We start from the raw sequence: 8,374 nt of genomic DNA, 5'->3' as shown, positions 1-8,374 counted from the left end.
CGCGTCCGGCCTTGACGCGGTTTTTCAGATACACCGCACGCCCCGCCGACGCGGCTCGCGCCGCTGCTACAGAAACACCGCGATCCCTGTAGCAGCGGCGCAAGCCGCGTCCGGCTTCAACGCGGTCCTCCAGATGCACCGCATGCACCGCCGACGCGGCTCGCGCCGCTGCTACAGGAACACGCCAAGGCTGTGCTGTCGCCGCGTCTACAGCGGATGGTAAAGGCGTATCAAAAACTGGGTAAACGAAGGCTCCAGCACGCGATTGCCATGGCCGCTCAGATGGTCGGCATCGGCGAACAGCGGCTGCGCGTCCGTGTCATACGCCGAGCAGGTCGCGCCTGGGCAAAGAATCGGCAACGGGTCCCAGATTTTCAACGCCGGGTATTCACGGGCCAACACCGTCAGCAAATGCATCTGTGGCGCACGCAGCTGCAATACCCGATCACGCCCCACCGTCAATCCAGGTGCGCACACAGGATTCATGCGGTTGAACACATCGGAGCAACGGTTTGCCGGTGCCTTGAACACCGGCGCCGGCGCGTCGATCAGCACGGTCAGTCCAGCCGCCTGCAGAGGGGTGAGCACGACGTCGGCGGCAGCCCGAGCCTCTTGTGTCTTTTGCGCGGTGTGCTCGCCGAGCGCCTGGGCAAAGACCGCCTTCTCATCCCCCTGCCAATCGCGCCCCGCCAGTTCCGGCATGCGCAATGACGCCAGAAACACCACATCCCCAGGTTTTGCACGCGCCTGAATATCGGCCAGGGCGGCGTCTCGCCAGGCCCTGCAGGCGGGCGGATCGGCCGCCAGCAGACTCACCACCGCGCAGCCACCGCGTTCGTATTCCACCACCTCGATGCCCAAGCGCAGCGAGACGATATTCAACATCGTGCGGTAGGCAGCCGTGTGCGAGTCGCCCAGCACGAACAATTGGCGGCCCTGCAGTGCAGGGTCCTCGATCGGTTCGATGGGTTCGCGGGGGTAGTGCTTGTAGGCGTGCCAGGTGTAGCTGTCGGCAACGCGGCTCAACGACAAGTGCTCAGTGTTGTTCGCCACCCAGATGCCCAGCCCGGTACTCATACCGACCACGCCCAGAATGCTTGCCACGGTAAGCCCAGGGCGCTGGCGCAATGACGGTAGGCCACGGCGCAGGGGGCGTTCGACCCCGTGATAGGACGCTGCCGCCAGACCCAGCACCAAGGGTGCATAGATCCATTGCACCGCCACGGACTCCAGGCCCTCTGTCCAGCGCAGGAATACCGCCACGGGCCAGTGCCACAGGTACAGCGAGTACGACAGGCGACCCAGATAGGTCGACAACGAACACGCCAATAGACGGTGCAGCGGCGATCCGCTGCCGTACGGCCGGTGTACTACACCTGCAATCAGCAACAGCGTACCTGCTACGGTGAGCAGCGCCCAAGGGAAGGGAAACTGGCGGGCGTCGGCCAGCACGAACCCTGCTGCGACCATTGCCAGCCCCACGCCAAGCATCAATGCGGCGACTGCTGCTCGTTGAGGTGCCCGCTCACCTTGGCCAATTAGCTGAAACAACAAGGCCCCGGCTGCCAGCTCCCAGAACCGGCCAGGCAAAAGGTAAAACGCCGTCAGCGGTTCACTGCGGGTCTGTGTCATGCACACCGCCAGGGAAGCCGCTGCCAGTGCGGCCAGCAGGTAGCGTGCTGCTACGCTGCGCTCTCGGTAGCGGAGCCAGAGCAGAAACACACCCGGGAACACCAGGTAGAACTGTTCTTCCACCCCAAGCGACCACGTGTGCAGGTAAGGATTGAATTCCGCGCGGGGCGAGAAATAGGTATCGCTCTGCCAGGCCAGCACCAAGTTGCTCAAGCCCAGAAAGGCTGCGAGACCGGTTTCCTCGTTCTGGTTGCTGAGCCATACGGGCGGTACGAGCATCGCCGAGAGCAGCACGCACGCCAGCAGCATCAACAGCAATGCCGGCACGATGCGTAACAGGCGGCGGCGGTAGAAGTCCAGCAGGAGGGTCGTCAGTGGCCAGTCCACGCGTTCACTCAGCGAGCGGCTGATCACGTAGCCCGAAATCACGAAGAACATGTCTACACCGGTAAAGCCCCCCGGCAAGAAGCCGAGGAACTCGATGTGGAAGATGATGACAGCGAGCACGGCGATGGCGCGCAGGCCATCGATGCCGGGCAGGTAAGCACCGCCAGATCGAAGATCCGCGCGGTGCAAGTGGGTGGATGACATATTCACGCCCTTTTTGTTTTTGGTAGGGCGGCGACGTTAGAACACTTATCCACGCAGAGAAATATTACGTGCTTACCGGATGTTTCAGTCCCGCTTGCAGGGCTTTAAGCGGCGTTCCTCGTGTTGCGGTGCGCGTGGATGTAGGCCTGCGCGTTGCTCTGTGTGGCAGAGATGCGATCCATTGCCTTGCCCATTTTTCGCGCCAGATCACCTAACGTGATCGAGTCGATGCGTTGTCCGGGATCCGTTTGATCGGTCCCGTAGTAATTCGCAACTTCAACTGTTCGCTCATACAGCTCGCGCATCAATTTAGGCGCATCGTCATCCAGTCGTTGCACCTTGTCCAGATTCTTGCCATCCAGGACTTGAGAGGCTTCATAACCTGCCTTGGCGGCATCCACGCCGATCTTGACGGCAATGCCCGCAGGGCCAGCCAATTTGCTGCCTACTTGCTTGGTAAGCTCAAGTCCCAGGTTGACCGCGTTCTTCTTGGAGTCTGGATAGAACCCGCGAAGCTTGTAGGCGAATTTCCCCGCCAGGGATTCCTTACGGTAGATACCTTCATGCTTGACGGAGTGAGGGTTCAACGACCCCGTGCGCAGTTGCAGCTGTGGCTTGACTCCGCTCTTTTCCATGGCTTTGTCCGTTGCGATGCTGACTCCTTTGCCGACGACTCCCCCGATCACGGCGCCCGCTACCGCACCAACCGGGCCGCCTGTCATCAGACCGGTAGCGGCGCCTACGAGCATGCCGGTGCCCGACGATGACACATTCGACAACACGATCGCGCCCATTCGATGACCGAAAGCCAAGGCCAAATCCCCTTTGTCGTCCATGTTGTGCAGCGACTCGTCAGCGGCTCCGGTGTTTATTTTGGTCAACGCTAACATGCTCATCAGCAACTCGAATTTGCGTTTCATCGCCCGGTCCGCCAGCAACTTTTGTTCGGTGTGTTGCTGCCGCTGCGCGGCGGCGTCGCGCCTGCTGCCTTTGCGGCTCAGACCTACGTTCAGGGCGCCACCCATTTGCACCACGCCGAGCAGGAAATCATCCACCAGTGATGGTTTCTTGGGTTTGCCGGTGGAAGGCTCATCCCCGTTTGTGCCGTGATGATCGACCTTGTTGATCGGGTCGTTGCCCACCATGCAGTACAGGTTCAGGCCGTCGATATCTCCGCTCGGATCAGGGTTGATCCAGCGTTGCAGCCATGGTGCGTAGTATCGCGACCCGTAGTAGTACAGCCCGCTGGCATCTCGTTCCTTGCCCGAATAGCGAATGATCTTGTATTTGGCTTCCAGTGCGTTTCTGCCGGCTCGACAGGCAGTCCCACCGAATGGGTAGTACTCCTCACGGCTGAGGAGTCGTGCCTGGGCATCGACTTCCAGTGACGCGCTGCCCAGATGGTTGTCGAGGCGGTAGCGCAATTGGTCGTTGGCCAATGCCGAAGGTCTGCCTGCCTCCCAATGGAGCATCCGCACATTGCCGTGGCCGGCTTGAGTGATGACTACATGCAGCTCTTCGCCGCTGCGGCTGTCGGTTCGAATCTCCAGCCCTGGCAGGTAGCGCACTTGGGCTGAGTGCGTGACGCTTTTGACCTGGGCGCTGGTCAACTTGCGCACGCGTTGGCCATCGCTGCCGTAGATGTACCTCTCGCAATCGTCCAGGCCGTCGTTGCGTACTACCGAGGTGACCTTGTGCAACTGGCTGTAGCTGTCCCACACCAGCTGCTGCCCGGGTTCAAGCTGTTGAAGGTTGCCATTGAAGTCGAAGCCAGCAATGACTTGAGCTTCATCCGGTATCACACCGTCGCGTTCCGGCAATACGCGGTTGCTGAACCTCGCCACAGCCATGTTTCGAGTCCAGTTGCGGTGACCGTTCACGTGACGCAGCTGTGTCAGGTTGCCAGCTTCGTCGTAGGCGAACGTCTGTGTATAGTTGCGCAAAAGGCTGGGGTCGTCGCTCAGCGGCTGCAACTCAGGCAATTGGGGGCTTTGTGCCGTGGCATTGGCGGACTCGCGTCCAGTGGCGGCAATCAATTGGCCTAAAGAGTCATAGGTGAAGCGACTGACCGGTTCGGTGCGCTGGTTGGCGAAGTGACGCACTGCCTGCGAAGCATCGGTGATGGCCAGAACGCTGCCAGCCGGATCGTGCTCATAGCGTAGGTCCTGCAAGCGTTCGCCAGAGGCGCGGCTCGAACACAACCGAGTCAAACGTTGGGTACGGTCACAGTATTCATGCCGAGTCTCGATGCCGTTCCCGTAGGTCTGTGACACGAGTTGGGCGTGGGCATTGTAGTGGATCGCGTTCGCCAGATCGTGTACCACGCCGGCAGCTGTTTGAAGCTGGCTACTGCGGTCGAGTCCTGAAAGGTCGTAACGGTGATCATGCCGATTGCCCTTCGCATCGGTCATACGCAATACCGCACCCACGGCGTCGAAACACGTAGCCGTCGTATAGACGCAGTCTGGCTCCAGCAGGGCATCCCGCGCCGATTCAGATTCAGGCCAGTCCGGTGGCAGGGTACTGAGCAGCATGCGCCGACGCTGCACAGTCAATTGACCATGCTGAGTATAAGCGTCGAAGTGAAGGGTTCCGCTTTCGTCATCGTGGCGACTGATCGCACCGCAGAGGTTTGCGGCTGCGTGGGCCTGGTCGATCGGCCAATAGCTCAGACGCTGAACGGTGCGGGCAGCGCCCAGGGCGTCGGTGACGATGGTCGCCGATAGCCTGGAAAAGTGATCGTACGAAGTATGGGTGTGGGTGCGGTTGCTGTTCCAGGAATCGCTGACGCGACGTTGCCCGTCAGACATAATGACCTTCCAGCCGGCGTCCACGCTGCGCTGTTGCAATGGCATGCCGGAAAGACTGAATACCGTCTGCTGATTGGGCGTTTCACTCCGGGCATTCTGGAAGTGCGCAAACTGGCGAGGATCCCACTGGGCTACGGGGCGGGCTGCTGCGTCGTACCAGTGCGCGTGGACACGCGGCTGAGCGATGGCTCCGGGCTCGCGGCGACAGTAGCCGACGGTACGCAGCACCAGGCCACGCGGATCAGTGACCATCAGACCCGGTGTGCGAGCATGGATCTTGATTTGTTCATTGAAGCTTTGGAGGAGCGACATGCTGTCCTGCCTGTGATCGGATAGATTTTCCTGTTTATGTCCGATTAGGCGGATGGCAGCCATGGGTGCAGGTAGTAGGGCGGCGGTTGACAGTTTTGCAGCAGGGCGACGGGATGTGGTGACTGTGCCGGCCCCGTCGCGGGTAGAACCCGCTCCCACGGTCAACCTGAGGTGCACACAGATTCATTTTGGGAGCGGGTTCTCTCAAAGGGGATCTGAGGTGCACACGGATTCACAGTGCACCCGGGCTGTGGGAGCGGGTTCTACCCGCGATGGGGCCAGCGCAGGCACTCGATCACTCGTGCACAGCCACACCCTTGAGATAGGCCGCAGGCTCCGCCCCCAGGTTGCTCAGCAGGCGCTCGCTGTACCAGTCGATGAAGTTCACCACGCCGAACTCGTAGGTTTTCGAGTACGGGCCTGGCTGGTAGGCGGTGGAGTTGATGCCGCGTTGGTTTTCCTCGGCCAGGCGCCGGTCCTGGTCGTTGGTGGCGTCCCACACCTGGCGCATGCGGGCGACGTCGTAGTCCACGCCTTCCACGGCATCCTTGTGCACCAGCCACTTGGTGATGACCAGGGTTTCCTGGGCGCTGATCGGCCACACCGTGAAGACGATGATGTGGTCACCCATGCAGTGGTTCCAGGAATGCGGCAGGTGCAGGATGCGCATCGAGCCCAGGTCAGGGTTCTTGATGCGGCCCATCAGTTTCTTGCAGCCGACCTGGCCATCCATCGTCATCGACAGCGTGCCCTTGAGCAGCGGCATGCGCACGATGCGATTGCGCAGGCCATGGCTGGCGTGGGCGTAGGGGATCTTCTCGGCATCCCAGGCAGCGGCTGAAGCAGCCACGTGGTCCTTGAAGGCCTGGTCGGCGCGTGGATCGGTGACGTCGTCCCATTCCAGCAGGGTCTTGAGCAATTCGGGGTGGGAGCCGCCGCAGTGATAGCACTCGCGGTTGTTCTCCAGCACCAGTTTCCAGTTGGCCTTTTCCAGCAGATCGGTCTGCACCGCGACCTTGGTGTTTTCCATGTCGTACGGTTCCATGTAATGGTTCAGCGTACTGAGGAAGTTATCGATCGCGGGCGGGTTCTCGGCCAGACTGATGAAGATGTAGCCGCCGGACGTCTTCACGTGCACGGGCTTGAGGCCGTACTGCTTCATGTCGAAGTCGGCGCCCATCTCGGTGCCGGCGAACAGCAGGCGACCGTCGAGTTCGTAGGTCCATTGATGGTAGTGGCAGACCAGTTTGGCCACCTTGCCCTTTTCCTTGGTGCACAGCCGCGAACCGCGATGGCGGCAGACGTTGTGAAAGGCATGCACCACCCCTTCGGCACCACGCACCAGGATGATCGGATTGCTGCCAATCTGTAGGGTGAGGTAGTTGCCCTTGGCCGGGATCTCGCACGTCATGCCGGCGATCAACCATTCCTTGTTGAAGATCTCCTGCATGTCGATCTGGAACAGGCGCTCGTCGTTGTAGAACGGCTGTGGCAGCGAGAAGGTACGCTCGCGCTCCTGCAGCATCTGGGCGGTGGCCTTGCGTGCGGGTTCCAGTGGATCGCCCAGGCTCAGGGTAGTGGTGGCATCCATCGTGTTGATCCTCATGGCCATGCAGTGTGGCCGCGAAAAAAGTGGCGGTTACGGTTGTCGACGCAAGGCGGCTGAAACTGCGTTCAGATGCGGTGGAGTGTGCGACTCGGCGCGTTGGCAACCTTATCCATGGGCGACATGGCCAAATCCATTCCCGACGCTGCAGGCTAGGCCGCATGGGCCTGGTCGCCATAAGCATGTGGATGTCGCGGATGGGAATGTGGCAGGGGCAGTGCGCACGCAGAATCGCTGCACGCACCGTCGGTAATCGACCTTGGAGAACAGCATGTCCAACCCCTTCCTGATGCCCGTCAATACCCAGACCTGGGCCAATGGGCGCCACATCGTTCGTTGCGTCAAGGTGATCCAGGAAACCTGGGACGTGCGCACCTTCTGCTTCATGGCCGACCAACCCATTCTGTTCTTTTTCAAGCCGGGCCAGTTCGTGACCCTGGAGCTGGAAATCGAAGGCGAGCCGGTGATGCGCTCGTACACGATTTCCAGCGCGCCGTCGGTGCCGTACAGCTTTTCCATCACCATCAAGCGGGTGCCGGGCGGGCGGGTGTCGAACTGGTTGCACGACACCCTGCACGAAGGCCAGGAGCTGGCGGTGCACGGGCCGGTTGGGTTGTTCAACGCGATCGATTTTCCAGCGCCGAAGATCCTCTACCTCAGCGGCGGGGTGGGTATCACGCCGGTGATGTCGATGGCGCGCTGGTTCTACGACACCAACGCCAACGTCGACATGGTCTTCGTGCACAGCGCGCGCTCGCCCAAGGACATCATCTACCACCGCGAGCTGGAGCACATGGCCTCGCGGGTCGACAATTTCAGCCTGCACATCATCTGCGAGAAGCACGGGCTGGGCGAACCATGGTCGGGCTATCGTGGCTACCTGAACCACAAGCTGCTGGAACTGATCGCGCCCGACTTCATGGAGCGCGAGGTGTATTGCTGCGGGCCGACCCCGTACATGAACGCGGTCAAACGCTTGCTGGAAGCCGCCGGTTTCGACATGACCCGCTACCACGAGGAATCGTTCGGCGCCACGCCCCCGGAGGCGCGCGCCGACGCCGTGGAACAGGCCGAGCAGGCAGCCGATGCGCCGGAGGTGGATGTGTCGGAGCTGCATCAGGTGGAATTCACCGCCACCGGCAAGAGCATTCGTGTAGCACCCGGAGAGACCGTGCATGCGGCAGCGTCCAAGCTGGGGCTGATGATCCCCAAGGCGTGCGGCATGGGCATCTGCGGCACCTGCAAGGTATTGAAGCTGGGTGGGGAAGTGGAGATGGAGCACAACGGCGGCATCACCGAGGATGACGAAGCCGATGGCTACATCCTGTCCTGCTGCAGCGTGCCCAAGGGGGATGTGCGGATCGAGTTCTGAGCCGAGCTCTGCGGTGTACCTGAACCACCGCGTTGAGGCCGGACGCGGCTT

4 protein-coding genes are annotated in these 8,374 nt (G+C 61.2%); 1 reads left to right on the top strand and 3 read right to left on the bottom strand.

What is annotated here, in order from left to right:
- Positions 1 to 207 precede the first annotated feature (207 nt).
- From B2V21_RS07790 to gbcA, 3 genes are all read right to left on the bottom strand, one after another.
- Positions 208 to 2,223 carry an acyltransferase family protein gene (locus B2V21_RS07790; RefSeq protein WP_286916517.1) on the bottom strand — a complete coding sequence of 672 codons (2,016 nt, stop codon included), beginning with the start codon at positions 2,221 to 2,223 and terminating at the stop codon, positions 208 to 210.
- Positions 2,224 to 2,327: 104 nt separating this feature from the next.
- Complete coding sequence (locus tag B2V21_RS07785; protein WP_286916516.1) at positions 2,328 to 5,345, bottom strand: RHS repeat domain-containing protein; 3,018 nt, start codon at positions 5,343 to 5,345, stop codon at positions 2,328 to 2,330.
- A 295-nt stretch (positions 5,346 to 5,640) separates the two neighbouring features.
- Positions 5,641 to 6,936: a glycine-betaine demethylase subunit GbcA gene (gbcA, locus tag B2V21_RS07780; protein WP_286916515.1), complete on the bottom strand. Its 1,296-nt coding sequence runs from the start codon at positions 6,934 to 6,936 to the stop codon at positions 5,641 to 5,643.
- Positions 6,937 to 7,222: 286 nt separating this feature from the next.
- Here gbcA and gbcB point away from each other — a divergent pair, with 286 nt between their 5' ends.
- Entirely contained in the window at positions 7,223 to 8,323 is a 1,101-nt protein-coding gene (gene gbcB, locus B2V21_RS07775) for a glycine-betaine demethylase subunit GbcB (protein WP_286916514.1), read from the top strand.
- Positions 8,324 to 8,374: the final 51 nt, after the last annotated feature.

The sequence above is a fragment of the Pseudomonas sp. UBA6276 genome (genome assembly GCF_002438365.1).
GTDB classification, from domain to species: domain Bacteria; phylum Pseudomonadota; class Gammaproteobacteria; order Pseudomonadales; family Pseudomonadaceae; genus Aquipseudomonas; species Aquipseudomonas coleopterorum.
The sequence above is the reverse complement of the archived record's forward strand: the minus strand, read 5'-3'. Positions and strand labels throughout refer to the sequence as shown.

Coding starts and splice junctions, on each gene's coding strand:
- B2V21_RS07790 (WP_286916517.1), bottom strand. CDS start 2,223: ATGTCATCCACCCACTTGCACCGCGCGGATCTTCGATCTGGCGGTGCT.
- B2V21_RS07785 (WP_286916516.1), bottom strand. CDS start 5,345: ATGTCGCTCCTCCAAAGCTTCAATGAACAAATCAAGATCCATGCTCGC.
- gbcA (WP_286916515.1), bottom strand. CDS start 6,936: ATGGATGCCACCACTACCCTGAGCCTGGGCGATCCACTGGAACCCGCA.
- gbcB (WP_286916514.1), top strand. CDS start 7,223: ATGTCCAACCCCTTCCTGATGCCCGTCAATACCCAGACCTGGGCCAAT.